A 24,282-nucleotide genomic window follows, 5' to 3' on the forward strand; every position below is an offset into this window, starting at 1 on the left:
CTTAATCGCTAGCTATAAAAACGGGCAAATCCGTAGATTTGCCCGCAATTGTATAGAAAATTACTGTTTAAAATAAGTCTAAGTCTATTTTAAAGCGTCAAGTTGTTTGTCTGCCTGGCGGAATTGCCTGATCCGAGCGTCAATCCTTGCCATTTGTAGGCTGTTGCCCTCAGAGTATCTGTGTGCATAATTTAGCTGATCAATGGCGCCTTTATAATCTGCCGCCAGCGCAAGTACTTCAGCGTTGCTGTAATGCTCCAGTGCTCGATTGCCAAGCTTTTTGTATGCATCAGTCATCAACTGGTAAGGCAGCATACTCTGTTTGTCTAAAAACAGCATATCTTCTAGTAGCGGAATCGCTTTTTCTGGCTTACCCGCCTCGGTGTATATGTGGGCGAGGTTAATGCTAACGACAGAAGATGTTGGCATTAGCCCTAGACGATGCTCAAGCATTGCTATCGCATCTTGATAGTCTTTGCGCTCAGCGTACAAATCGCTTTGAGTGTCGATGTAGAACAAGTTGTTTTTATCTTTTGCAAGTAGTTCAGTGATGATTTCTTGCGCTTCATCAAACCGCTTTAGCCTAAATAGCGCTAATGCTTTACCGTATAATGCAGCATCTTTAAATTTAAAAGTACGCTTTTTAAGTTGTTCTTCAAATCGGTACAAAGCAGCGCTATCACTAAGGCTTGAAAAACGTACCTGAATACGGGCTTTTGCCAGATGGTAATCAAGGTTATCTGGAATATAACGTTTAGGGTATTGCGCTGCGCGGTTACGAGCTTCACTAATACGCGATTCTGGTAATGGGTGAGTTAACAGCATTTGTGGCGGCTTTGAAGTAAAGCGGTAACGCACGGCTAACTCTTGGAAGAAGTCAGCTGCGCCGTTTGGATCAAAACCCGCTTCCGCCAAAATTTGCATACCAATACGGTCAGCTTCTTTTTCGTGTAAACGGGTGTAGTTAATTTGTGATTGAGTCGCCAGTGCCTGAGTTGTGGCTAATGCTGCCATACCCGCTTGTGGGGCAGCAATGGTTAACAATATTGCGCCTAGCATACCTGCGATAGTGGCGGTTGAGCTTTTCTCTTTGGCTTCAAATGAGCGCGCTAAGTGGCGTTGAGTAACGTGTGCGATTTCATGCGCCATAACTGATGCGAGTTCACTTTCGGTTTCTGCATTCAAAAACAGTCCTGTGTGTACACCAACATGGCCACCAAAAAAGGCGAATGCGTTAATTTCGTCATTTCTGAGCAAGAAGAAATAGAAAGGGGTTTTAACGCCGGTTGCATGAGCAACGAGTTTGTTGCCAAGCTCAGTTAAGTATTGATTTAATACAGGATCGTTGAGCATGGGGGCTGATGAGCGAATAACTCTCATGTAGGCGTCACCAAAGACCATTTCTTTCTCGAGACTTAAGGTGTTAACCGCGGCAGTACCTAAATCAGGCAAATCATTGCTGGCGAAACTTTTCGCAACGCCCGCTAAACAAATGAGTAGTGAAGCGCTAAGTAGTATTTTTTTAATAAATGCACTAGATAATGTTGGCAATGGAAACCTTCGTCGATACATAAATTGAGACATAAAACACCACATTCGGCGGATTTCTTGCCTTGTGGTTTGTTTTGCAAGCTAGGATAATAGCCTTAGTTTGTTTAACGCAAGTTGATTATGGAATTTATTGATTTAACTTCATACCGATGTCCTTACCCTTTAGTTCAGGTGAAGCTGTTGATGAAGCAAATGGTTAAGGGAGATAACTTGCTAGTATATCTATCTGACCCAGGTTCACGCCAAGATGTTCCCGCCTTTGTGAAAAAAATGGGCTTTGGTATTGAAATTAAAGAGCAAACTGATCTGCGACTTTCCTTAGTGATCTCCAAAAATTAATTGTTATACATCTAGAAGGCACATTAATGCTTACGTATTTAGGAAATTGGTACAAAAAACATTTTAGCGATCCGCAGGCTATTACTTTACTGTTTATTTTAGTTGGCTTAGGGCTAACTCTCTACTTTGGTGCATCTTTGCTTGCTCCTTTGTTGGTGGCGTTGATTTTAGCCTTTTTACTTGAGTGGCCAGTGCAACAAATGACCCGTATAGGCCTTAATCGCACAGCGGGGGCATCCGTGGTGCTTGTGGCGTTTTTAGGGGTCATGCTAGTGCTGTTTTTGGTCTTGATCCCAAGTCTGTGGAATCAGGGCTTAAGCCTAATATCAGACTTACCTAACATGCTTGATAAAGGTATGGTGGCGATTAAAGAGTTTAGTGCCAAGTACCCGCAGTTTGTCAGTGCAGAGCAAATTGATCAGATGTTCGCTGAGCTTAAAAAATTCGCCGATACTCAGCATTTACTTGATTTAGGTAAACAGCTTCTTGGCTACTCTGCATCTTTATTGGTGTTAATGGTGTATTTGATTTTAGTGCCATTATTGGTGTTCTTCTTTTTGAAAGATAAAGATGAGCTCATTAAAGGCAGCAAACGTTTTTTCCCATCGAATCGCGATTTAGCATCAAGTGTATGGTCTGAAATGGAGCAGCAGATCTTTAACTATATTCGCGGCAAAGTGATTGAAATCATCATTATTGGCGTAGTGAGTTACGTATTCTTTGCGCTCATGGGCTTAAGATACTCAGCGCTTCTTGGTGCGCTTACGGGTCTGTCTGTGCTTATTCCTTATGTTGGTGCCACCCTAGTGACATTGCCAATCGCATTAGTTGCGTTTTTCCAGTGGGGGATTAGTCCTGAGTTTGGTTATCTCATGCTTGGCTACGGCATTATTCAGGCGTTAGACGGTAACTTACTGGTACCAATTTTGTTCTCTGATGCGGTCGATTTACACCCGGTAATTATTATTGCTGCGGTGCTGGTTTTTGGCGGACTATGGGGCGTACTCGGGGTGTTCTTTGCCATTCCGCTAGCCTCATTAGTTAAGGCAGTTATTAATGCCTGGCCGGTCACCCATGAGCATCTTGAGCAAGTCGAGCAGCAACATAGGTAAGCTTATTGATTTAGCTTGATACTTTAACTTAAAGGCAGCCATTGGCTGCCTTTTATGTATGTGCTATCAATTATATAAACCATTTTAATCATCATGCTATACATTCGATGTGAACAATGTTTGTGGGCACTTTTTTTTGTAACGAAAAGGGGGGGAGAACTGAGTGAAATTAGTCAAGCCAAGTAAATCGTATCAGGCAAGTTATCACTCTTATATCGAAGAGTTAGGCCGTGAGGAGCGCTATCCGTTTCCGCTGGATTTTGACCATAGTGATTTCGATGCGCTGCTCTCAAAGCTTGAGAACTTTCGATTAGGAGAAAACCTCCCAGAGGGTTATGTGGCAAGCACTACGCTATGGCTGATTGATAATGAAGAAATTGTTGGAGTAACCAATTTACGTCATGGTTTAAATGAGGCGCTGCGCCATTGTGGTGGGCACATAGGTCTAGGTATTCGTCCATCGATGCGTGGCAAGGGTTATGGTAAGGATTTGATGAAGCTGTCTGTTGACCAGCTTCGAGCCATGGGCGAGCGACAAATTCATATTCACTGTTATGCCGATAATCTAGCATCAGCTAATACCACTAAAGCCATAGGTGGTGAGCTAGATTCGCAAGTGATGATTGATGATAAACTGGTTGAGCGCTATATCGTCTAGTGTCAGTCGCGTTTGAAGCATTGAACGAACAAGACTAAAAAGCCCGCTACAAACAGGTAAGCGGGCTTTTGGCCAATTAGATTTATTTGCAGCTCAGCTACTAAGGCGTGTAGTAAGTTGCTGCACCAGGGCCAACCGGCAATCCTACCACGAACACCCAGATAAAGAAGAACAGCGTCCAACCAACAAAGAATACGATGGAATATGGCAGCATGGTGGCAACCAAAGTACCTATGCCTAGGTTTTTCTTGTAACGACTTGCAACGGCGAGGATTAAACCAAAGTAGCTCATCATAGGTGTGATCAGGTTAGTCACTGAGTCACCAATTCGATAAGCCGCTTGAATGGTTTCAGGGGCATAACCCACAAGCATTAACATAGGCACGAAAATTGGCGCAGTTACAGCCCATTGAGCTGAAGCGCTACCTAACATTAGATTGATAAAGCCACATAGCATAATAAACAGTACAAACACGATAGGGCCTGTTAAGCCAACGGCAGATAATGCATCCGCGCCGGTTACCGCCAGCACAGCACCAAGATTAGTCCATTTGAAGAAAGCCACAAATTGTGATGCAAAGAACACCAAAACGATGTACATGCCCATGGTACTCATGCTGTGAGACATGGCGTTAATAACGTCGACATCTTTGCGCATATTGCCAACAACTGCACCGTAAACTAGACCTGGGATTGCAAAGCAAATAAAGATGAATACCACGATACCTTTTAAGAAAGGTGAACCTGCTACCAAGCCCGTTTCTGGATGACGCAGTGCGCCCCATTCAGGCACGATGGTTAACGCTAAAATAGCTGAAAGAACAACAACCGATAAGCCGGCCATCTTAAGGGCTTTGCGCTCGATAGCAGTGACTTCATCCATTTTTTGCTCGGATAAATCGTCTGCTGCTTCAGATACATCATATTTACCAAGCTTAGGCTCAACAATTTTTTCAGTAACGAATGCGCCCAAGATAGTAATTAAGAAGGTAGATGCGAACATGAAATACCAGTTTACCTCAGGGCCGACGACGTAATCTGGGTCAATCATCTGCGCTGCCGCTTCTGTAATGCCTGATAACAGCGGGTCTACAGTACCCAGTAATAGGTTCGCGCTGTAACCTCCAGATACCCCGGCAAAACCCGCTGCTAGACCCGCTAGCGGGTGACGTCCTAGGGAGTGGAATATCATTGCTGCCATCGGCACAAGTACCACATAGCCAAGCTCTGATGCGGTATTAGATACGATACCGGCAAACACAATAGTTAAGGTAACTAGGCGTTTTGATGCGCCCATTACCAGTAAACGCATAGCTGCAGATAGCAAACCAGAGCGCTCAGCAATACCAACACCAAGCAGTGCAACCAGCACAGTACCAAGTGGTGTAAAGCCGGTGAAATTAGTCACTAGGTTGGAGACTATCATGCGCAGGCCTTCGCCGCTCATGAGGCTCACGACATGGATAAGTCCATCTTCGCCTCGACCTTTTGCGCCTTCAGGACGAGGGTCGACAACCGATAGCTCAAAGTAACCAGCGATGCCACTGATCACTACTACCGCGATACAGAACATAGCGAAAAGGGTAATTGGGTGGGGTAACAGGTTACCTAAACGTTCGACAATATTAAGAAACCGGACAAAAGCGCCGCTAGAGGCGATGTCCTGTGGGGTTTTAGACTGCTGAGAAGTCATGATCTTCCTTTGTATTTGGCTTAATTATTATGGATTGCAGATTTGGGCCAACTTATAGGCTAGCGTTTAATGTTTAAACCTAGCTTAAATGCGCGCTGTCATTGTGTCATAGATAACCCCTAGAGTGGCTGAAATCAGTGTTCTAGGTTTCTAGCTTCACTTATTTGAAAGCTATATCTTGGTTACAATCTTCTACTTAACTAAGGGCTGGGTCTTAGTTAAGAGCTTTATCTAGCTCAATAGCAGCGACATTGGGCTGCCATTCTATTACAACCGCACTGTTTTGGAATATGTTTTTGCGCGATTGCAGATAAAAGCAGCACGTGCATTAGTTTGCATTCAATAACATGGGTTGAAACTCAAAGGTGTGAGGGGATTTATAGCTACATGCGAACAAATTTTAGATGTAAATTGCAAACAGAAACGCCACTAACCATGAGTCAGTGGCGTTTAAATAAGTTGTGCGCAGTATGAATAAAGGGCTACTGATTATGAATGAATAGCCTTAACAGTATTAACTCTTATTGTTGCTACCCGCTTGCTCACTCGTCACTATGTCTGTGTCATCAGTTGTACTTGATTTAGTGTCTTTCTTCTTGGTCTCAGATTCAGCTAAAGCATCCAGAATAACCTGACTCAGCTGCTCATCGTCTGAGTTATCAGACTGTTTGCCTTCTTTTGAGTCGCCTGCTTTTGGATCTCCAGTTTTAGGTTCACCGGCTTTTGGTTCACCGGCCTTTGGTTCACCGAACTGGGGCATCTTGAACTTGGCGCTATATTTAAGCACTGCAAGGTTGCTAGCGATTATGCCAACTACCAAAATAATGATTAGCCAAACTTCTAAGCCTTCTAATTCCATAATGCCTCTGTAACAATGCTAAATTGTACGCTTTGAAATAATTAGTCGACTGCTAAGCGCAGTTCACACTTGCGAATATCTTCAGGCGTATCTACCTCTGGTGAATCAAAGGCGCTGATCGCGACTTTAATTTTATGACCATGCTCAAGTGCTCGTAATTGCTCAAGCTTTTCAAGATCTTCCAAGCGGCCTAGCGGCAATTTAGCAAACGTATTCACAAAGCGGCGAGTATAGGCATAAACCCCTAAGTGTTTGTAGACAGGGTAGTCATCGGTATCGCGGCCAAATGGAATGCACGAGCGCGAGAAATACAGTGCGTAAAAGTCGTTGTCGAATACCATTTTAACGTGCAGTGGGTCGTCACGTTCTTGCTTATCGACAATTTCAAACCCTAAGGTTGCCATTTCGAACTCGCCTGGATGGCGCTCAAATAAGGTGATTATTTGCTCGATTGAAATTGGGTCGATAAGTGGTTGGTCACCTTGTAAGTTGATCACTAAATCATCGTCAGCAAGGCCAAGTTGATCGATAGCATCATTAATACGGTCTGTACCAGATGCGGCTTCAGGATTGGTCATGACCACTTGACCGCCAAAAGCTTCTACTGCTTGTTTAATTCTGTCATCGTCAGTCGCTACATAGATATTATCTAAACCTTTGGCTAATGATGCACGCTCATAAACGTGTTGGATCATTGGCTTGCCGTTAATTGGCGCTAAAGGTTTTCCTGGGAAGCGGCTTGAGCCGTATCGCGCGGGAATAAGCAGGGTAACTTTCATTATTGACCTTTCAATTTTGCAAAAAGCAGTAAATAAAAGGGCTCATACGAGCCCTTATGTAAATAGCGTATGGCTATTATATACGACGGAATAGCTTAGTCAGCATTTCGTCGGTAACTTTCTCTTGGTAACCTTCACCGTAAACATTTTCCCAAAGTGGGCCCATGCTCTTTGTTACGGCTACCATCTTAGCGATAGTTTCATCTGGTAAGTCTTTACAGATGTTCTTAGGTAGCTTGATGTTGTGCTTATCCATCATTTGACGGAACTCTTTAACGCCTTCTGGGTAGAACTCTTCAAGTACGTCAAATGCTAAGCAGTTACCGATACCGTGATGGTAACCTAGTACATAGCCTAGACCGTATGAAACTGCATGACAGGCACCAACTTGGCTGTAAGCGATGCTCATACCGCCCATGTAAGAAGCCATCATTAGCTTGTCATCTTTTTCTGGATGATCATCTAGGAATACTTCGCGGCAAAGATCCATCGATTTCTCAGCAAATGCTTTAGCGAACTCGTTCAGGTATGTACCTTCTAGAGATTCAACACAGTGAATGTAGCAGTCCATACCTGTGTAGAACCATTGATCCGTTGGCACGCCATCAATTAGCTCAGAGTCCATGATGATTTGATCAAATACAGTGTAGTCTGAGTTAAGACCAAGCTTGCGCACTGGGCCGCAAAGTACAGCAGTACGTGATGCTTCAGCACCTGTGCCTGAAACGGTCGGGATACCAATATGGTGAATAGCTGGGTTCTTAATTAAGTCCCAACCTTGATACTCAGCGCTGCCGCCTTCGTTGGTTAGCATCAGTGAAACTGCTTTCGCTAAATCCAGCGTTGAACCGCCACCAAGACCCACAACGCTAACTGGTGCTTTGCTGTTGAATGCTTGTACTTGCGCGGTTAAGTCATCAACCTGCTTAGTGGTTGGCTCATCATCTACGTTAACGTAAATCAGTAAGTCGTGATCTTTTGCTGGTACGCGGCCACCAAGAGGTTTGTCTTGGTGTACGTCATCAACTAGGAATACCACAAAGTCATCAGCAGTTTTACGTTCTTCGCTTAACACATCATCAAGCTGTGCGAATGAACCACGGCCAAAGATCATTTTTGGTACGCATTTAAAATTTTTAAAGCTCATTACAAGACTCTCCGTTGAGACATCTACATATAGATAATCGCACCAAGCGAGCATGGTGCGATTATTGGTAACCGGGTTTAATTAAGCAAACGCTTTCTTAATGTTTTCAATGCGCTGCGCGATTTCTTCTTCTGTCCAAGATAGCTTGATCAGCATAGAAATCGTGCGGCTCATGATAGCGTCTGACTTAGGCGTTTGAACCTTAGTATAGTCAGGGCGATCTTCAATTAATGTGATAGGTAGCGCAGCTGGCGATTTTAGCTCCTGAATGTGCTTCCAGTTTTTCAAGTAGTGCCAGTTGTTTACGTACCAGTAGAAACAACCGTCAACGCCGTTTTCAGCAAGCTTCTTGTTGATTTCAATGGTGCGCTCTTCTGTTGGCAACATGAAAGATAGGAACCCCGCTGAATCACCGTCTTCACAAGGGATTTCACGGAAAGTCACTTCGCTGATATCCGCCATCGCATCTTTGATTGCTTTTTTGTTAGTGCGCTGGATGTCGATGATTTTGTCTAGCTTACGTAGCTGAGCTAAACCCATTGCTGAGTTCATTTCTGAAATACGGAAGTTAAGACCCATGTTCGGGTGGCCTTCTGCGCCGCGATCGTTACCTACGTGGTCGTGACCGTGATCTGAGAACATGTGGGCATGGTCGTAAATTTCAGTCGAGTTGGTGATAACCGCTCCGCCTTCACCACAAGTGATGGTTTTAACTGAGTCGAAAGAGTAGCAACCCACTGCACCAATCGTGCCTAGAGCTTGACCCTTGTATGAGCCACCAATGGCTTGGCAAGCATCTTCAAGAAGAACTAGGTTGTGCTTTTTACAAATCGCGACAATCTCGTCCATCTTGGCCATAGAGCCACACATATGAACTAGGTTAACCGCCTTAGTGCGCGGAGTAATTGCCGCTTCAATACCTTCTGGAGATAAACATAAGGTTTCGTCTATTTCGGCAAACACTGGGATAGCGCCTGCCATGAAGACCGCTTCTACTGAAGCAACGAAAGTAAATGGCGGTACAATCACTTCATCACCAGCGCCGATGCCCGCTGAGGCTAGGGCAGTTTGTAGCGCAGCAGTACCACTCGATACTAGGTGCGCGTGCTTGGCGTTCATTTTCTCGCAAAGCAGCTGTTCCATTTCGCGGGTTTTCCAGCGATCGTTACGCATATGGTCGAAGTTATAACGAAAAGTAAAGCCGTTCTCCATCACATCAGCAACTTCTTGCTTTTCTTCTGGACCAAATAGTTCAAAACCTGGCATGGAAATTATCTCCTAAAAATTCTTACGCATCTGCGTTTAGTAAACCCATCGATTATAACTAGCTTCATAGGCAGAGGGCGAATGATATTGAAAAATAATTCATCAAAAACACAAAGACCTGCGGCTTTCGCAGGTCTTTAGTTAATGATTGCGTGATATTTGTTCAACTTGCGTTAAACATCAGCAGCCTTATTTGTCGTTTAGGGCAATCTGACGGTCAACGGTAACATCAAGGTCGTTAAGTAGGCCGTTGTCGATACCATAAATCCAGCCATGAACTGAAATGTCCTGACCACGTGCCCAGGCTTCTTGAATGATACTCGTTGAGGTCACGTTAGCCACTTGCTCAATCACGTTGAGCTCACACATGCGATTAAAGCGTGCGTCTTCATCAAGTTTTTCTAACTCATCTTTGTGGAAGCGGTAGATGTCTTTTAGGTGACCCAACCAGTTGTCGATTAAACCATAACGATCGTCAGTCATCGACGCTTTTACACCGCCACAGCCATAGTGTCCTACTACCATGACGTGTTTCACTTTTAGCACATCAACAGCGTATTGCAGAACAGACAGACAGTTAAGATCGGTATGGATGACCATATTAGCGATATTACGGTGAACAAATACTTCACCAGGCATCAAATCAATAATCTGATTTGATGGTACACGGCTATCAGCACAACCAATCCATAAGTATTCAGGTGTTTGTTGCTTGGCGAGCTGTTCAAAGAAAGTTGGGTCTTCTTGATTGATACGATCTGCCCAGCGGCGGTTGTTATCAAACAGAGGTTTAAGGATTTTCATAGGCACCTGATTATTGTTATTAAGCCTGCAGTGGCTAAGTTATATCTCGACATGGCTCTTTGCTATTGAAGTCGCCAAGCTAGTGAAGTCGCAAAGTTAGCGAATTCGTTAAAGCGAGCCCAAACTGCACTGTGAGTGAAACAGAGAGTTGCGACTAATCGATTGTTTTGCCAGATTATACCAGTGATTTCTAATCGGCTGGTCGTATCTTTGTTTTCGCTGAGCCATCTTAAATTAATTGCAGATTAAATTCATTAACAGGTATTACATTTGTATCGTGAATTTATCTATTTAGAATTGAAATGAACACTGACATTGTTCTAATTGCGAATTTTGAGGTGTCTCTACTCATTTTTAGGTTATCGTGGATTTTCACTTCATCGCAGACTAGTAGGAAGCGGCGCGACATAACGTACATAGCGGCTGACTAGGTTGGGTAAATCATTTACCAGCTCATCTGATAATTCGACTTCGCTTTTATCAAGAACTTGAGCCAGAGCATCTGTGCTAAATGCATCAAGGAAGTGTTTGGCGACAGGGTAAAAGCTTAAATGCCAAGGCTCGGCGCTAACGCCACTTTTGCCATGTTGAAACGGGAAGTAAAAGCCAAATCTTGCTGCATTGACTCGTAACCATTGATACAGCTCATAACATGGGCCATTCGCCTGATACTCTTCACTGACTAATTGCAGATCGTTAACATCAATGCTTGCAGCATCAAACACATCTATATCCGTTCCCCAGTGATGGCGAGAACTGCCGGGGAATGCTGACCATAATAAGATAGCCTTGAGTAACTGCTCATGAGTGAGCTTTGAAATATCGAGTGGTTTTGACTGGCTATCAAGCACAGGACGTTTGCCAAGTGCTTTATTATTCCAAATCAGGCTTTGGCGCTCAAAGTCACGAAATGCAGAGCATATCTGAATATCAAAGCCGTGTTTAGCGCCAGCACGTTGCAGCTGATTAAAAGCCGCAGCAGTATGATGCTCAACGAGTTTATTACCAATTTGAGTTAAGTGCTTTGAGCTTAAGCCATATAGCAGCTCAGGTGCGTTAGCAAGATAGCTAAGGCTATCTTGCTGCAGCTGAGTTAACGATGTGGTGGGTAACTGGTTTATTTGCAAAGCAGTTTTTCCAGAATACGTTCATAGCAAAGTGCTAGCACATCTAAATCGGCGACTTTAACGCACTCGTTAACCTTATGGATGGTAGCGTTTACCGGGCCTAACTCAATTACTTGTGCGCCTGTTGGTGCGATAAAGCGACCATCTGAAGTGCCGCCAGAGGTTTGCGGATCAGTTTCATAACCTGTGACTTCCAAAATAGCTTCTTTGGTTGCGTCAAGTAATGGACCTTCACCGGTTAAGAAAGGTAAGCCGTTAAATATCCAGTCGATGTCGTAATCAAGGCCATGAGCATCAAGAATATTCAGCACCCGTTTAATTAACTCTTCAGCGGTAACCTCTGTTGAGTAACGGAAGTTAAACATCACCTTTAGATCGCCAGGGATCACATTTGATGCGCCCGTACCGCCATTGATGTTGGCGATTTGAAAGCTTGTTGGTGGGAAGAACTCATTTCCATGATCCCAGTGCATTTGCGCGAGCTCAGCAAGCGCTGGCGCAGCTTTATGTACTGGGTTATCAGCAAGGTGAGGGTAGGCAACATGACCTTGAACACCTTTCACTACCAAATTACCGGTGAGTGAGCCGCGGCGGCCATTTTTAACCACATCGCCTAATTTATGGGTTGATGATGGCTCACCAACCAGTGCCCAAGTAATTTTTTCATTACGCGCTTCGAGGGTATCAATTACTCTTGTGGTGCCGTTAATGAATGGGCCTTCTTCATCACTGGTGATCAAAAAAGCGATAGAGCCTTGATGGTCTGGATTCTTGTCAATAAAACGTTCAGTGGCAACCACCATAGCGGCTAATGAGCCTTTCATGTCAGCTGCGCCGCGACCATGTAGGTAGTCATCAATTACCGTTGGAGTAAACGGCGGCGTATGCCAGCGATTGATATCACCGGTTGGCACAACGTCGGTGTGGCCAGCAAAACAAAATACTGGGTCGCCTTTACCTTTACGTGCCCACATGTTGGTGGTGTCTTCAAACACCATCGACTCAATTTCAAAGCCAAGTGCTTTAAGACGCTCGGCCATTAGTTCCTGACAACCCTCATCTAAAGGCGTGATTGACTCTCGGGAGATCAGGTCTTTCGCTAACGCGAGTACGGCTGAATCTTGCTTCATTGGTTTAACCACGCTTGATAACTGTCAGCTTTAAAGCCGTTGATGATTTGATTGTCACGCTCGAGCACTGGGCGCTTAATGAGCGTTGGTTGCTCAGTCATTAATTTAATCGCGCTCGCTTCATTAAGGCTTGCTTTAACGTCATCAGCTAAGGCGCGGTAGCTGGTGCTACGCTTATTGAACAGTGTTTCCCAGCCTATCAGCTTGGCCCAGTTTTCTACTTGCTGCTCAGTCAAGCCGTCTTGACGAAAATCATGAAACTCAAATGCATGCTCATTCTGTTCAAGCCATTTACGTGCTTTCTTTACTGTGTCGCAATTTTTAATGCCGTATAAAATCAAAACTGAACTCCGTGTTCTTTAACTATGCTTTTGAATTAATTTGAAAATGAGGTTGGTATTTGCGCAGGCTTTGATGATCATGTTATGTGATAAGCTCAAGCGCAGTGCAGGTAGCCGTTAGATTAATAATAAAACGGCTAAACAGACAAGGGGATATTACATTTGCACAGTAAAGATAACGTCTTTACCTGCAGTTACGCTGCCTTGTTTTTTATCGAGCTGATCGACATCTTCCATATTGGCTAGTACAACCGGTGTCAGCAGGCTATCTACTTGACCTTCAAGCTGCTGCATATCAAATTCTAATATCGGGTCGCCAGCTTTAACTTGTTGACCTTCTTCAGCCAAGCGTGAAAAACCTTTGCCACCAAGCTCAACTGTGCCAATACCAAAGTGGATGAATAACTCTAACCCTTGTGGAGACTCAATGCTGAATGCATGGTTTGTCTCAAAGATTTTGCCTATAGTGCCGTCAATTGGTGCCAGTATTTGCTTACCCTTGGGGTCGATAGCAATACCATCACCAACGATTTTTTCTGAGAATACGGCATCTGGTACTTTTTCTATTTTTACTATCTCGCCGGATACTGGCGCCAAAATATCTATTTGACCAGAGACGGGCTGTTGCCCTGAAATTAGGCGTCGAATTCGACTTAAAAATCCCATGTTAACTAGGCCTCGAATTTTATTATTCTATTTACTTATATGTTTGTTTAGCTAGCGCAACTAGTAGCTTCTAGCATACTTTACTTACTGTAATCACGCTGGCAACACCTTAGGTTAGTGTAACGCGAAAGCATCTGAATTGTATGCCTTTATTGTTTGTGAAATTTGCTCAATTTGGCTTAATTGCGTCACTACCTGCGCATGTTTTACAAATTCTTGATAATTACCCTCTATCAGGCGTGCTTTAACTGCCAATACGCTTGCTGGGTTGATACTCAATTCATCTAACCCTAAGCCAACTAACAATGGCAGTAATTCAGGGCTGCTGCCTATCTCACCACATAAACTAACTTTAGTGCTAGCGTTTTTACATTGGCTAATTGTCATGGCGATTAATCGTAATACCGCTGGTGATAGTGGTGGATAATCTTTGGCTAATTGCGGGTTAGTGCGATCTGCAGCCAAGGTGTATTGGGTTAAGTCATTGCTGCCAATACTGACAAAATCAATCAACGGCAACATGCTCGCAAGATTGAGCACTGCAGCAGGCGTTTCTACGACTAAACCAATATCGACTCTATCGTACGTTTTACCATCCTGGGTTAATTCTTGTTTGGCTTGATTGACCAGGTCGAGTAGTGCAGTGAGTTCTTCAACCTGACTCACCATGGGGAACATCAGCCTAACTGTGCCGTGGACGCTGGCTCTAAGTATGGCTTTAATCTGGGTAATAAATACTTTTGGCCGGGCAAGACTATAGCGAATGCCGCGCAGTCCTAGCGCAGGGTTATCCTCTTTTGGTAGATTTAACCAAGGGATCTCTTTATCTGCGCCAATATCAAAGGTTCTGATGGTTAAAGGTAAATCGCCAAGGCTATGCAGCGCTTCACAGTACAGCTGGTACTGTTGTTGCTCGCTTGGCATCGCCTTAGAGTGCATTAAAATAAATTCCGTTCGAAACAACCCCACACCTTGAGCCCCCACGTCGGCAAGATGACTAATATCGTTTAGCTCACCCACGTTAGCTACTAGGCTCACATGATGGCCATCCTGGGTTTGCGCACTAAGATCTTTGTACTTTGCCAGCGCCTCACGTTTTTGTCTTTCAGCCTCTGCTTGCGCTTTTAGTTGTTCTCGAAGGGTATCGGACGGCGCAAAGTGCAGTTCACCTTGCAGCGCATCGACAATAACTTCAGTGCCATCGGCAATGGTCTGATGCTCTGCAAATGGGCAACTTAATAACGTTGGAATGCCGGCGCTTCTGGCTAAAATTGCGGTGTGACTAGTTAAGCCACCAGATTCAAGCACAATACCTTTGATATGCGCTAAAGGTAAAATGGCAAATTCAGCTGGGGTTAGGTCATCGGCAAGTAAAATGGTGTCTTGCTCTAATGTTGATAAGTCCCATTGAAGGTGGCCATTTAGCGCGGAATTTAAACGTTTAGCTAAGCACAAGATATCATCGCTACGACTCGCAAGGTACGGATCATCAATTTGACTTATCTCAAACGCTTGCTGGCGAAAAATTCGATCGACAGCAACGCTGGCTGAAACGCGATACTGGCCAATATGTTGATACAAGGTTTGGTGGAGTTCGCTATCTTCTAACAGTGCAATATCGGCATCAATAAGCTGAAAATGATCGCACTGTTCGCTCAAGCGCTGTTGGCACTGCAACAGGTATGAAATAAGGTTATTGACGCCACGAAGTAGTTTGTCTTTTTCTGCTTCAATCTTGGAGGTTGAGATGAGTGATAGGTCTAATGGGTGGGTATTGGATCGGATGGTAAGTGCTTGGCCAAATGCAATACCTGATGAAACAACAATCCCATTTACCGACATATTCGTTCCTATCTCTTTTCTATTTATTGATGCTTAACATGTGAAAGCTAGCTAAGTGTACTGAGTAGGTTAGCAACGCAATCAACAGCTTGCTCAGCTTGGTCACCACTGGCACTGACAGATACCGTCACGCCATGGTGGAGCCCTAAGGTTTGCAGTTTAAATAAACTCTTTGCGCTTGCTTTTTTTCCGTTGCATTCAACCATGACATCACAGTCAAAACGTTTAGCTTCTTTTACAAGCAAGGCAGCAGGACGGGTGTGCATGCCATGACGGGCATTAATAGTGACAGACTTTTGGTACATCAATTTACGACTCACTCTATTGTTGGCAAACAATATAACGTAAAACATCGCCAGCTTATAGAAAAAAGCTGGCTTGAATACAGTGTTTGCGATGACATGGTGGTAACTGGTGTGATTTTAGGCATTTACCAGCTTTGTTAGGGGAATTTGTACTCGCTCAAAACAGTCAATTTGAATTGCTTACACTTGGCTTAAAGACAAGTTAGACCTTAAATGACATTTATAGGCTTTAACAAAGTAGAAGATTATAAATTTTTCCTTGTCCTCCAGTGAGCGACAAATCTACGTTCTGTGAGCTAAGATGTAAAAATAATGTATTTGTTAATCGAAGTTGAAATCTGGCTAATTTGCCGCTTAATCAATGATTTATAAGTTATCGGGTATTGTTTGGTTAATAATCATGCTAATGACTTGTTTTTATTTTGATTTTTTGTGAAATTACCCGCAAGATGGCAGAGTTAATAATAAGAGGTGTTCAAATGGTAAACCCAGCAAGTGTTGTAACCAATGATGATATTCTTTTAAAGCTGTGCCATTCAGTGTCACACGTGCTTTCGAGCACCAGCGGCAGCCAAATTAGTCACGCTGGCATGGTGCAAAGTATTTCCCGTACGCGACTAAAACCAGACCTTGGTTGTTTCTCTATTTTTGATGGTGGCTTTTCTGGGTTGGTTGTCATCAATTTCTCGGCAGCTGCTGCGATTGAAATCTATCGTAAGTACATGGTTAACATGGGTATGCCAGAATCTGAGCTGGCTTTTACTCACACGTCAGATGATGTTAGCAATGTGATGGGTGAGTTGATGAATCAAATCCTTGGTGATTTCATCAATAAAATTTCTAAAGAGTTACAGACCTCAATCAGCCAAAGTCAGCCAAAAATGCTGACAATTAATAAAGAATTAACGATTTCAGTAGATACTAATCTTGATGATGCAGTGGTGCGCCGTGTGTCATTCAAAACTGAAAACAACCATACTTTCTATTTAGAATTTGCCATGGATAAAACCGAATTTATACGTTCGGTCGATTTTGAAATGGACGAAGAGTTTGACCCGGATTCTCTACTTGAGGCTCACAGTATTCAAACACGTGTCACAACGTCTTCGAACAAGCCTGCGGTAAAGAGTACTGATGACGATGCCGGTGACTTGCTGGATGAATTAGGCTTATAACCGCAAACATAACAACAATAAAAAGGTTGAACGCGCTATGGCTGCAAAAGCAACATCAATAGACATTGCCTATCGCGCTGGGGTGTCCCAGTCTACCGTGTCGCGCGCATTGCGCAATAGCCCTTTGGTAAACGAAGCAACTAGGCTAAAAATTCAAGCAATCGCCAAGGAATTAAATTACAAGGTCGATAAGAACGCCAGTAATTTACGTACCCAAAATAGTCACACTCTCGCGCTGTTAATCTGTGAAGACCCAACTAATGATGACTCCATGATTAATCCTTTTTTCTTGTCGATGCTCGGTTCGATAACGAGAGCGACGGCGCAGCAAGGGTATGATTTATTGGTTTCATTTCAGCAACTTTCAAGCGATTGGCATGCAGATTACGAGGACAGTAATAAAGCGGATGGCATTATTTTGCTTGGCTATGGTGATTATGTTGACTACGCCCACAAGCTAGAACGTCTAGCTGAACAAAATACCCATTTTGTTATTTGGGGAGCACAGGGCAGTGACGACTCGGTGTTATCAGTCGGTTGCGACAACTATCAAGGTGGCGTCATTGCAACTGCTCATCTGCTGGAGTGTGGTTATAAAGACATTGCTTTTTTAGGCGACAGCTCGAGCCATAGCCCAGAGTTCAGAGATCGTTATTTAGGTCACAGCGACGAGTTAGGTAAAGGTGGCTTAACTGCGGATGCTAACAAGCAGTTTGACGCCATCAGTACTGAGGACTCAGGTTATCAGGCCGCCAATGCATTGCTTGATAGCGGCGAGAATTTTGATGCTATTTTTGCGGCAAGTGATTTGATTGCTATTGGTGCTATGCTAGCGCTTTCAGAGCGGGGGATCCGCGTTCCTGAAGATGTGGGTGTAATCGGCTATGACGATATTCCTGTAGCTAGTTATGCATCACCTGCGCTAACCACGGTTAAGCAAAATACGAAGCTCGCAGGCGAGAAAATTGTTGAGAGTCTGCTTAAAGCGATTCGAGGACAAGAGGTCGAGCCGCAATTAATTCCAACTAGTATTGTCGTGAGGCAGTCTTGCCGAGCTGAAACTGTAGTTTCAGCTGACTAATTTCTCATTTAAAGGCTGTGTATTTCTAAAGCAGGCGAGCTTAGTGTGACTAATAAGCCCCAGCCTGCTGACGAAAAGCTTGCTGCTAACTCGTAGATTTAACTTTGCAGGGAATTGCAATTTAATATGGGTAAACAAACTCTTAACCTTTCGTCCGCTTTATCCTTTCTTGTGACTTGTCAGCTTACGCTTGTAAGAACGCTTGTAAGAACGCATGTCTCTAGTGTCGTGTTAATAGCATCGCTGTTGGTAAGCGGCAATTGTCGTGCACAAGATCTCGAACCCCGCAGTTACACCAACGTGCCAATTGATCTTGAATTTGTAGCAGCAGGACTCGTCTATTCCCATGGCGGATTGTCTCCGGCACCAGGTGTGACCGTAAAAGATGCCCAGCTAACTGCAAAGGCCGCCGCGGTGGGGTATGCACGTACCTTTGCTTTGTTTGGTCAATCGGCAAAGTTTGATGTTGGTACCACGCGCGCTTGTATCGAAGGTAGTGCAACTTTCCAAGGCGAATTCGTAGAAGGTGAACAATGTGGCTTCGGCGATCCTGCGTTTAAACTCTCTTGGAACTTTTATGGTGCACCAGCTTTGTCATTGCAACAGTGGTCAAGCTATAAAGCGGGTTTGGTCATTGGAACTAGCTTGCAAGTTGAAGCGCCTTGGGGCGGTTATGACAGTGATAAATTGTTAAATACCGGTACTAACCAATGGGTTTTTAGGCCTGGGTTAGGGTTATCTTACACGCAAGAAAAGTGGCAATATGGTTTAAACGCGACAGTGCGTTTTTATAGCGATAATGACAATTTCTATAATGATGTTTTTCTAGAAAAAGCGCCGCAATATAGTACTCAGATTCACATTATCTATACATTAGATAGTGGAGATTGGTTGTCGGTAAGCGGCAATTATTTTTTTGGTGCGGATACGACTCAAGATGGTGCTGATAGCAATGATGAAGAGCGTAATTCTCGTCTCGGAGTAACTTATTCCTATGCAATTGATAAACGAAATAGCCTTAAGTTTAACGCTAGTACAGGATTTATTACTCGGGTAGGAAATGACTTTAGTACCTATGGGGTGTTCTGGCAGTATTTACTGTAAATAGACTCTACTCAGCCGCGTGAGGCAACAAAAAAGGGTATCTAGTATGGATACCCTTTTTAGTTTATTGCAGTTGTTAGTTATAGATTAGGCAGCAACCTGATCAACGTTAACAGCCTTTGGATTTGGTCCGTACTCGTTATCTTCTTTTGAATTGAAGCACATAACCACTAACAAGATTAATGCGCCTAGTAATGGGATTAAAATAAGCAGTAACCACCAGCCAGAGTGTCCGGTATCGTGTAATCTTCGCACGGCAACGGCAATACTTGGAATAAGTACCAGCAATGTATAAATACCGCTAAATACACCATAACCAGTTAACTCATTGTATGTACCGACTCCCATATCTAACATGGTAAGTACAATGCTGACGATAATGTTGATTAGGGTAAACATCCAGTATTCTTTACGACGTGCGCGACCACTAAAAACAAAATAGTTTTTGAGAACCTTTAGATACCATTCCATTGTGTTGTTTTCCTTAAACTTAAACACCAAATTGAGTGGTGACTATTATTAGCAGTTTAAGCTCGATTTAACAATATGATATATATAAAAAAATCCCACACTGGTCAGAGTATGGGATTTTGTTTAAACATTAGTGTCTATATATTACTTTATTAAAGCATCTGACACGATAGGGTAGTGATCCCATACTTGCTCGTCTGTCATTGAACGCACTAGTTTAACGTATTCAGCGTGTGTCCAGGCAAGTGGTGTAGCAGAGTTAGTACCACCACCAAGCTTATATTGGTAGCGCGTTGGGTTACCAACACCATCCCAGGCTTGTTCTGGTAGCATTAAACCACTATTAGCAAAGGTTTCCATGCCTTGAACATAGGTATTGATTAAGTCTGATTTAGTCTCAGCATTTAGCGTGTTGGTTGCTTTAGCCAGTGCAAGCTCGTAATGTCCACGTTCACCTGTAAAGAACGGCCAAACACGACCGCGCTGCTCAGGAGTATTGCCATTTTCAGCGTAACCTAAACCTGTATTGACGTCTTCACCGTAACCATCGTTACCATAACGGCGAAAACCTGGAACTTTACTGCCGTCTTTAGCGGTGAACTCGTAACGTACACGCAAATTGTGCTCTAAAGTCATATCATCAATCAGGGTCACACTGTTCTGCACAACTTCATCGGTTGGGCTCTTCACGCCGTAGCGAACTAGCTCAAGGAAACCGCCGTCCAAAATAGTGCGTTGGTCAAGGCCTGGCTTACCATTGTTATCGAGCAGCTTTTGATCTGTATTTGGCTGACCATTTGGGCTGATCCGCAAGTAATAAGGTTTACCATCGATTTTACTATTAAAGCTGCCATTGGTGGTAATTGTGGTTTGCTCAAGTTTAGCAATAAGTGCCTCGGCAACTTTCAAGTAGTCTTGATTGCTATCGCCTGCAAGTTTGGCTAGGTCATCAGCAGCTACCAGGCCTGAAATAATTGCCGCTATGGTAGAAGGTGAGTAACCCGCTTGCTCTTCCCAGCGCTCTTGTTGTGTTGCTGGTGGCGTGATTTGTGTATCGTTCCAGTCTAATTTTACTTTTCCGCCTTTAACCAAGAAATCAGCCGCAGGTTTAAGCATCTTGTTATACCAATCGCTAATTTCCGCGTCAGTGAATACTCCTGCCTGCCAGAGTTTCCAACCTAGCATCAGTGGCATAGCGGTTTGGTCAAGCTGCACACCAACCCACTCAATTTGGCCATCAACATGGGTTTTTTGTAAGAACCAACCTGGTGCCCCTTCAAAGCCTGGGGTATTTGCGCTTACTTGTACTTTTTCAAGGTATTCAAACGCGACACGTGGGGTTTCGGTATCGCCCATGGCTAAAAATGCCATTGCACATTGGTAAAAATCACGTGGCCATACTGCTTTATAACCGGTGCTGCCAACTTTGGCTGAAACGGCATCGCCCCATGGGTTAGAAAGTGATGCAATCAAGGCGCCACCATGGGTTTTATCTTCTTGGGCTTTTAGCACAAGTGCGCTAGCGTTAAGCAACTTACCACCATCGGTGGTGGTCGCCGCCATGCGCTCTAACGGGCTCAGACTTGCAAGATAGTCTTTCCAGCCAAGGTGCTTGTCATCGCCCAAATAAGCACTTAATACTGCATCATAACCATCGTTTAAGGTGGCTGTTGCATTGCTAAGGCTGTTTTGTTTATTGTCACCAAAACCTATGGTGAGGTTCATCACCAATGGCTTATCTTTGTTTACCGCTGGATATTGCGCCGTTAGTGCGACATTGCCGCCAGCATTCTTGTCGCTGGTGGTTTGATAGACTGATTTTAGCTCGCCGCTTGATTTGATTTCGCTTACACCATCTGAAGTGCCAACAAAACCTGCAGATGCCTTGTTAAATTTCACATCAGTTGTGATGGTCATATAAGATGAGTCGGCTTTGTCTGTATGAGCAACTAACGTGTTGCCTTCTACAAACGCGATGTCATTGGCGCCACTATTATCGACATGCGGATTAGCATAAAGATAAGGGGTAATACCATCTTCAAATGCGGTAAATACCACTTTCATCATTAAGCTGTCGCGATTGGGATCGGTAAATATGTGCTTTTCAATTTGGTACTTGCCATCTTTATCCTTGTTAACGATTTTATAAGCAAGTGAAAGAGGACGGCCTTGCTCATCTTGATGCAAGTATTCAATGCTAGAGATGGTGTCGTCTTTTTCGGTATCAACAAAGCCATTACCTGCAATCACAAACTGCATTTCTTTTAGCTGTGCGTTGTGGATAAGCCCGTACATGGTTTCGGTTAAAATACCTTGAGCAACACTAAACCAAACTTTACTGACAGGGTTGTCAGCTTGTGATTGATACTGACCATTCACATAAGGTTCGTAAGAAGTACCAATGCCGGTTTTTCCAGAAAATGCCCACGTAGGGTCGATACCTGGCGTGCCCGGTGCGACGCTTGAACTTGCTGCCGCTTGAACACTTTGCGCTTCAGCTGAAGTAACTGCTACATCTTTAGTACATGCAGTTAAGCTTAAACCCAGCAGTGCAATCGAAATACCGGCAGCTAGCGGCTTAAGTTTAGTGTTTGAAACCATGTGCTTCCCCAATTGTATTGATAATTGATTTTGTTGTTTTTTATAAGTGTGCTTTAAGTAAGTTAAACCTGCTCTTGCTCTGGTGATTGTTGAACAAAGTGCACAGCAATTCCCGATATGAGCATGAATACGCCGCCCAGCACGACTGCATAAATGGGTTGTCCCTGGAAAAACAGTTTTAACAGCAGACCAAGTACACTTGCGGCGAGTAGCTGTGGGATAACAATAAAGAAGTTGAAGATACCCATGTATACGCCCATTTTGTTTGGCGGTAGTACACCCGATAACATGGCGTAAGGCACTGACAAGATTGAAGCCCACGCAAAACCAACGCCAATCATCGGCAGCCAAAGCAGACTTGGGTCGGTAATAAAGTAGAAGCTGATAAGACCGAAACCGCCCAGGAACATGTTGATGGTATGGGTAAACTTAATACCAACAGCTTTAGCTAGAAATGGAATAATTACCGCGGCAACCGCAGCAAAACCATTGTATGACGCGAATAAAATACCTACCCAATCTGCGCCATCATTATAAGCTTTGCTAAGTACATCGGTACTGCCGTAGTGAAATGACGTTACTGCAGCTGTGGTGTAAATCCACATCGCGAACAGCGCAAACCAGGCGAAGAACTGCACTACGGCAAGCTGCCTCATAGCCTTAGGCATGTGGAATAAGTCGTTAACCACATTAAAAGCCAAACCATGATTGTCAGCGTTAGTGTCTTTTTTAAGCTTCAGCGAGCAGAAAAGCTGCAGCGGACCAAATGCGAAAATACCGATACTCAGGATATATAGCTCTTGCTCTAGCCCTTGGGTGAAAATAGCGGCGGTAAAAATTGCGCCAATGGCCATCCAGATCATAGCGCCGGTTTGATATTGCTGTGCACTGCGCTTTTGGGTGTTGTGACCATTAGCGTTTTCGTGCGCTTTGCCATTAAAGGCCTCAAGCTCCTCCGGCGAGTATTCTTTTGATGAGATAATGGTCCATCCAACGGCTAGGAACAGCACGACTGCACCAAAATAAAAAGAGTAAGTGACTGAGTCTGCAATTTCACCTGCAGGCGCGGTATTTGCTACGTCAAAATAGTTAGTCAGAATGTATGGAAGTGATGATGCGATAACAGCGCCGATGCCAATAAAGAAGCTTTGCATTGCATAGCCTTGGGTACGCTGATTTTTTGGTAGATTGTCACCTACAAATGCGCGAAACGGCTCCATGGCGATGTTAATTGAAGCGTCCATGATCCACAGCATACCAGCAGCGATCCACAAGGTCGGAGAGTGCGGCATGATGAACAGTGATAACGTGGTACAAATCGCACCGATTAAAAAGTAGGGGCGACGGCGACCTAGGCTATTCCAAGTGTTGTCACTCATATAGCCAATGATGGGCTGTACGATTAAACCCGTAAGCGGTGCTGCAATCCAAAGAATAGGGATTTCGTCTATGTCTGCGCCAAGGGTTTGGAAAATGCGGCTGACGTTAGCGTTTTGCAGTGCAAAGCCAAATTGGATCCCGAGAAAACCAAAACACATGTTGAATATTTGCCAAAAGCTTAATTGCGGTTGAATCGCCGTTGGCTGTGTATTGCTAGATCCTTGAGTTATTGTATTTGATTGATTAGCAGACATGGCATTCCCTGGTATTTTTTATGTTATTTATGCTTGCTGTCGTAGGTGCACTAGCACGAGCTTTCTAGGTTAAACTGCAGATAAAAAAATGGCGAATACACATCTCCCTAAGACGGGTATTCGCCAAAGACCTAGTTACTTTGTTAATTTGCTTTACTTGGCGCCGAAGCGATGAGTCTAACAAACAACAAAGAAAATGAAGGTACTCCAAAACTGACACACGCGTGTCAGAAACGACCTAGCCCTTTTCATCTCCACAAGCAGAGAGTGAAATTAGCAGGTTTCATACTATCGTTAGCGTGCATTTTTGCACAACTGAATACATACGTATTCATAAAATTTCAGCAACCTAGATATCGATAGTTGTTTACATTGATGGCGTGTTGATACTCTTGTAAGGTATTGTAAATAATTAGTTTTATTGCTTTATGTGATAATGCCGATATCGATAATTAGAAAGCAACTCTTGCCTGGTTTTGAAATCAATATGCAGTGTATTTGTGAAAAAAGTGTGAGCCAGATGAGTTTGTTCTTAGTGTTGAATTAGATCGGAAAAGTTTATGGCAGGCTAGCGTTAGGGAAATGCGCTTTGAGAAA

Annotated in this window: 21 protein-coding genes and 1 pseudogene; 6 read left to right on the forward strand and 16 right to left on the reverse strand. The window is 43.8% G+C overall.

Features of this window, described 5'->3' with window-relative positions; all coding sequences use genetic code 11:
* Nucleotides 1–84: 84 nt before the first annotated feature.
* A complete protein-coding gene (locus G3R49_RS08245) occupies nucleotides 85–1,584 on the reverse strand; it encodes a M48 family metalloprotease (RefSeq protein WP_245335288.1) in 1,500 nt (499 codons plus the stop codon).
* 87 nt (nucleotides 1,585–1,671) lie between these two features.
* Here G3R49_RS08245 and G3R49_RS08250 point away from each other — a divergent pair, with 87 nt between their 5' ends.
* From G3R49_RS08250 to G3R49_RS08260, 3 genes are all read left to right on the forward strand, one after another.
* The gene (locus tag G3R49_RS08250; protein ID WP_130597421.1) at nucleotides 1,672–1,890 is read left to right on the forward strand and encodes a sulfurtransferase TusA family protein; all 219 of its coding nucleotides are present in this window, start codon (nucleotides 1,672–1,674) and stop codon (nucleotides 1,888–1,890) included.
* 26 nt (nucleotides 1,891–1,916) lie between these two features.
* On the forward strand, nucleotides 1,917–3,002 hold the full coding sequence (locus tag G3R49_RS08255) for an AI-2E family transporter (protein ID WP_130597420.1): 1,086 nt from the start codon (nucleotides 1,917–1,919) through the stop codon (nucleotides 3,000–3,002).
* A gap of 163 nt (nucleotides 3,003–3,165) precedes the next feature.
* Nucleotides 3,166–3,660 carry a GNAT family N-acetyltransferase gene (locus tag G3R49_RS08260; protein WP_130597419.1) on the forward strand — a complete coding sequence of 165 codons (495 nt, stop codon included), beginning with the start codon at nucleotides 3,166–3,168 and terminating at the stop codon, nucleotides 3,658–3,660.
* A 100-nt stretch (nucleotides 3,661–3,760) separates the two neighbouring features.
* On the opposite strand, the gene G3R49_RS08265 is transcribed toward G3R49_RS08260, so the two are convergent.
* The 12 genes and pseudogenes from G3R49_RS08265 to G3R49_RS08320 form a co-directional block, all read right to left on the reverse strand.
* On the reverse strand, nucleotides 3,761–5,353 hold the full coding sequence (locus G3R49_RS08265; RefSeq protein WP_167869302.1) for an AbgT family transporter: 1,593 nt from the start codon (nucleotides 5,351–5,353) through the stop codon (nucleotides 3,761–3,763).
* A gap of 742 nt (nucleotides 5,354–6,095) precedes the next feature.
* A pseudogene (locus G3R49_RS20085) lies at nucleotides 6,096–6,212 on the reverse strand (DUF2897 family protein); the annotation flags it as partial.
* Between the two features lie 41 nt (nucleotides 6,213–6,253).
* Nucleotides 6,254–6,991 carry an 8-amino-3,8-dideoxy-manno-octulosonate cytidylyltransferase KdsB gene (kdsB, locus tag G3R49_RS08275; protein WP_130597417.1) on the reverse strand — a complete coding sequence of 246 codons (738 nt, stop codon included), beginning with the start codon at nucleotides 6,989–6,991 and terminating at the stop codon, nucleotides 6,254–6,256.
* Nucleotides 6,992–7,067: 76 nt separating this feature from the next.
* Entirely contained in the window at nucleotides 7,068–8,138 is a 1,071-nt protein-coding gene (gene kdnB, locus G3R49_RS08280) for a 3-deoxy-alpha-D-manno-octulosonate 8-oxidase KdnB (RefSeq protein ID WP_130597416.1), read from the reverse strand.
* Nucleotides 8,139–8,219: 81 nt separating this feature from the next.
* A complete protein-coding gene (kdnA, locus tag G3R49_RS08285) occupies nucleotides 8,220–9,404 on the reverse strand; it encodes an 8-amino-3,8-dideoxy-alpha-D-manno-octulosonate transaminase KdnA (RefSeq protein WP_130597415.1) in 1,185 nt (394 codons plus the stop codon).
* A 189-nt stretch (nucleotides 9,405–9,593) separates the two neighbouring features.
* A complete protein-coding gene (gene can, locus G3R49_RS08290; protein WP_167869304.1) occupies nucleotides 9,594–10,208 on the reverse strand; it encodes a carbonate dehydratase in 615 nt (204 codons plus the stop codon).
* Between the two features lie 377 nt (nucleotides 10,209–10,585).
* Nucleotides 10,586–11,335 (reverse strand): M15 family metallopeptidase, encoded by a 750-nt coding sequence (locus G3R49_RS08295; protein WP_245335289.1) that lies wholly within the window; start codon nucleotides 11,333–11,335, stop codon nucleotides 10,586–10,588.
* Nucleotides 11,326–12,465, reverse strand: a complete 1,140-nt coding sequence (gene dapE, locus G3R49_RS08300) for a succinyl-diaminopimelate desuccinylase (protein ID WP_167869305.1) — start codon at nucleotides 12,463–12,465, stop codon at nucleotides 11,326–11,328. Before dapE ends, G3R49_RS08295 begins: the two co-directional genes overlap by 10 nt.
* The gene (locus G3R49_RS08305) at nucleotides 12,462–12,806 is read right to left on the reverse strand and encodes an ArsC family reductase (RefSeq protein WP_130597412.1); all 345 of its coding nucleotides are present in this window, start codon (nucleotides 12,804–12,806) and stop codon (nucleotides 12,462–12,464) included. Before G3R49_RS08305 ends, dapE begins: the two co-directional genes overlap by 4 nt.
* A 156-nt stretch (nucleotides 12,807–12,962) precedes the next feature.
* The gene (gene crr / locus G3R49_RS08310; RefSeq protein ID WP_130597411.1) at nucleotides 12,963–13,472 is read right to left on the reverse strand and encodes a PTS glucose transporter subunit IIA; all 510 of its coding nucleotides are present in this window, start codon (nucleotides 13,470–13,472) and stop codon (nucleotides 12,963–12,965) included.
* A 114-nt stretch (nucleotides 13,473–13,586) separates the two neighbouring features.
* Nucleotides 13,587–15,314: a phosphoenolpyruvate--protein phosphotransferase gene (ptsP, locus tag G3R49_RS08315; RefSeq protein ID WP_167869306.1), complete on the reverse strand. Its 1,728-nt coding sequence runs from the start codon at nucleotides 15,312–15,314 to the stop codon at nucleotides 13,587–13,589.
* A gap of 47 nt (nucleotides 15,315–15,361) precedes the next feature.
* Entirely contained in the window at nucleotides 15,362–15,619 is a 258-nt protein-coding gene (locus G3R49_RS08320) for an HPr family phosphocarrier protein (protein WP_130603155.1), read from the reverse strand.
* Between the two features lie 479 nt (nucleotides 15,620–16,098).
* Between G3R49_RS08320 and G3R49_RS08325 the strand changes: the two genes are divergently transcribed.
* The 3 genes from G3R49_RS08325 to G3R49_RS08335 all read left to right on the forward strand — a co-directional run bounded on the left by G3R49_RS08325 (nucleotide 16,099) and on the right by G3R49_RS08335 (nucleotide 18,979).
* On the forward strand, nucleotides 16,099–16,794 hold the full coding sequence (locus G3R49_RS08325; protein ID WP_130597410.1) for a DUF3334 family protein: 696 nt from the start codon (nucleotides 16,099–16,101) through the stop codon (nucleotides 16,792–16,794).
* Nucleotides 16,795–16,831: 37 nt separating this feature from the next.
* Nucleotides 16,832–17,875 (forward strand): LacI family DNA-binding transcriptional regulator, encoded by a 1,044-nt coding sequence (locus G3R49_RS08330; protein ID WP_167869307.1) that lies wholly within the window; start codon nucleotides 16,832–16,834, stop codon nucleotides 17,873–17,875.
* A gap of 246 nt (nucleotides 17,876–18,121) precedes the next feature.
* Nucleotides 18,122–18,979, forward strand: a complete 858-nt coding sequence (locus tag G3R49_RS08335; protein WP_245335290.1) for a transporter — start codon at nucleotides 18,122–18,124, stop codon at nucleotides 18,977–18,979.
* An 87-nt stretch (nucleotides 18,980–19,066) separates the two neighbouring features.
* Here G3R49_RS08335 and G3R49_RS08340 read toward each other — a convergent pair whose 3' ends face one another.
* The 3 genes from G3R49_RS08340 to G3R49_RS08350 all read right to left on the reverse strand — a co-directional run bounded on the left by G3R49_RS08340 (nucleotide 19,067) and on the right by G3R49_RS08350 (nucleotide 23,589).
* A complete protein-coding gene (locus G3R49_RS08340) occupies nucleotides 19,067–19,450 on the reverse strand; it encodes a DUF805 domain-containing protein (protein WP_130597407.1) in 384 nt (127 codons plus the stop codon).
* A 144-nt stretch (nucleotides 19,451–19,594) separates the two neighbouring features.
* Complete coding sequence (locus G3R49_RS08345; protein ID WP_167869309.1) at nucleotides 19,595–22,051, reverse strand: glucan 1,4-alpha-glucosidase; 2,457 nt, start codon at nucleotides 22,049–22,051, stop codon at nucleotides 19,595–19,597.
* Nucleotides 22,052–22,113: 62 nt separating this feature from the next.
* Entirely contained in the window at nucleotides 22,114–23,589 is a 1,476-nt protein-coding gene (locus G3R49_RS08350) for an MFS transporter (protein WP_245335310.1), read from the reverse strand.
* Between the last annotated feature and the right edge of the window lie 693 nt (nucleotides 23,590–24,282).

Source organism: Shewanella sp. WXL01 (genome assembly GCF_012263345.1).
Classification (GTDB): Bacteria; Pseudomonadota; Gammaproteobacteria; order Enterobacterales; family Shewanellaceae; genus Shewanella; species Shewanella maritima.

Bases quoted from the DNA above. Each gene is read 5' to 3' on its own strand.
- G3R49_RS08245 (WP_245335288.1), bottom strand. From the start codon at position 1,584: ATGTCTCAATTTATGTATCGACGAAGGTTTCCATTGCCAACATTATCT.
- kdnA (WP_130597415.1), bottom strand. From the start codon at position 9,404: ATGCCAGGTTTTGAACTATTTGGTCCAGAAGAAAAGCAAGAAGTTGCT.
- G3R49_RS08265 (WP_167869302.1), bottom strand. From the start codon at position 5,353: ATGACTTCTCAGCAGTCTAAAACCCCACAGGACATCGCCTCTAGCGGC.
- G3R49_RS08345 (WP_167869309.1), bottom strand. From the start codon at position 22,051: ATGGTTTCAAACACTAAACTTAAGCCGCTAGCTGCCGGTATTTCGATT.
- G3R49_RS08250 (WP_130597421.1), top strand. From the start codon at position 1,672: ATGGAATTTATTGATTTAACTTCATACCGATGTCCTTACCCTTTAGTT.
- G3R49_RS08255 (WP_130597420.1), top strand. From the start codon at position 1,917: ATGCTTACGTATTTAGGAAATTGGTACAAAAAACATTTTAGCGATCCG.
- G3R49_RS08320 (WP_130603155.1), bottom strand. From the start codon at position 15,619: ATGTACCAAAAGTCTGTCACTATTAATGCCCGTCATGGCATGCACACC.
- G3R49_RS08340 (WP_130597407.1), bottom strand. From the start codon at position 19,450: ATGGAATGGTATCTAAAGGTTCTCAAAAACTATTTTGTTTTTAGTGGT.
- G3R49_RS08330 (WP_167869307.1), top strand. From the start codon at position 16,832: ATGGCTGCAAAAGCAACATCAATAGACATTGCCTATCGCGCTGGGGTG.
- can (WP_167869304.1), bottom strand. From the start codon at position 10,208: ATGAAAATCCTTAAACCTCTGTTTGATAACAACCGCCGCTGGGCAGAT.
- ptsP (WP_167869306.1), bottom strand. From the start codon at position 15,314: ATGTCGGTAAATGGGATTGTTGTTTCATCAGGTATTGCATTTGGCCAA.
- kdnB (WP_130597416.1), bottom strand. From the start codon at position 8,138: ATGAGCTTTAAAAATTTTAAATGCGTACCAAAAATGATCTTTGGCCGT.
- kdsB (WP_130597417.1), bottom strand. From the start codon at position 6,991: ATGAAAGTTACCCTGCTTATTCCCGCGCGATACGGCTCAAGCCGCTTC.
- crr (WP_130597411.1), bottom strand. From the start codon at position 13,472: ATGGGATTTTTAAGTCGAATTCGACGCCTAATTTCAGGGCAACAGCCC.
- dapE (WP_167869305.1), bottom strand. From the start codon at position 12,465: ATGAAGCAAGATTCAGCCGTACTCGCGTTAGCGAAAGACCTGATCTCC.
- G3R49_RS08350 (WP_245335310.1), bottom strand. From the start codon at position 23,589: ATGTGTTTTGGTTTTCTCGGGATCCAATTTGGCTTTGCACTGCAAAAC.
- G3R49_RS08325 (WP_130597410.1), top strand. From the start codon at position 16,099: ATGGTAAACCCAGCAAGTGTTGTAACCAATGATGATATTCTTTTAAAG.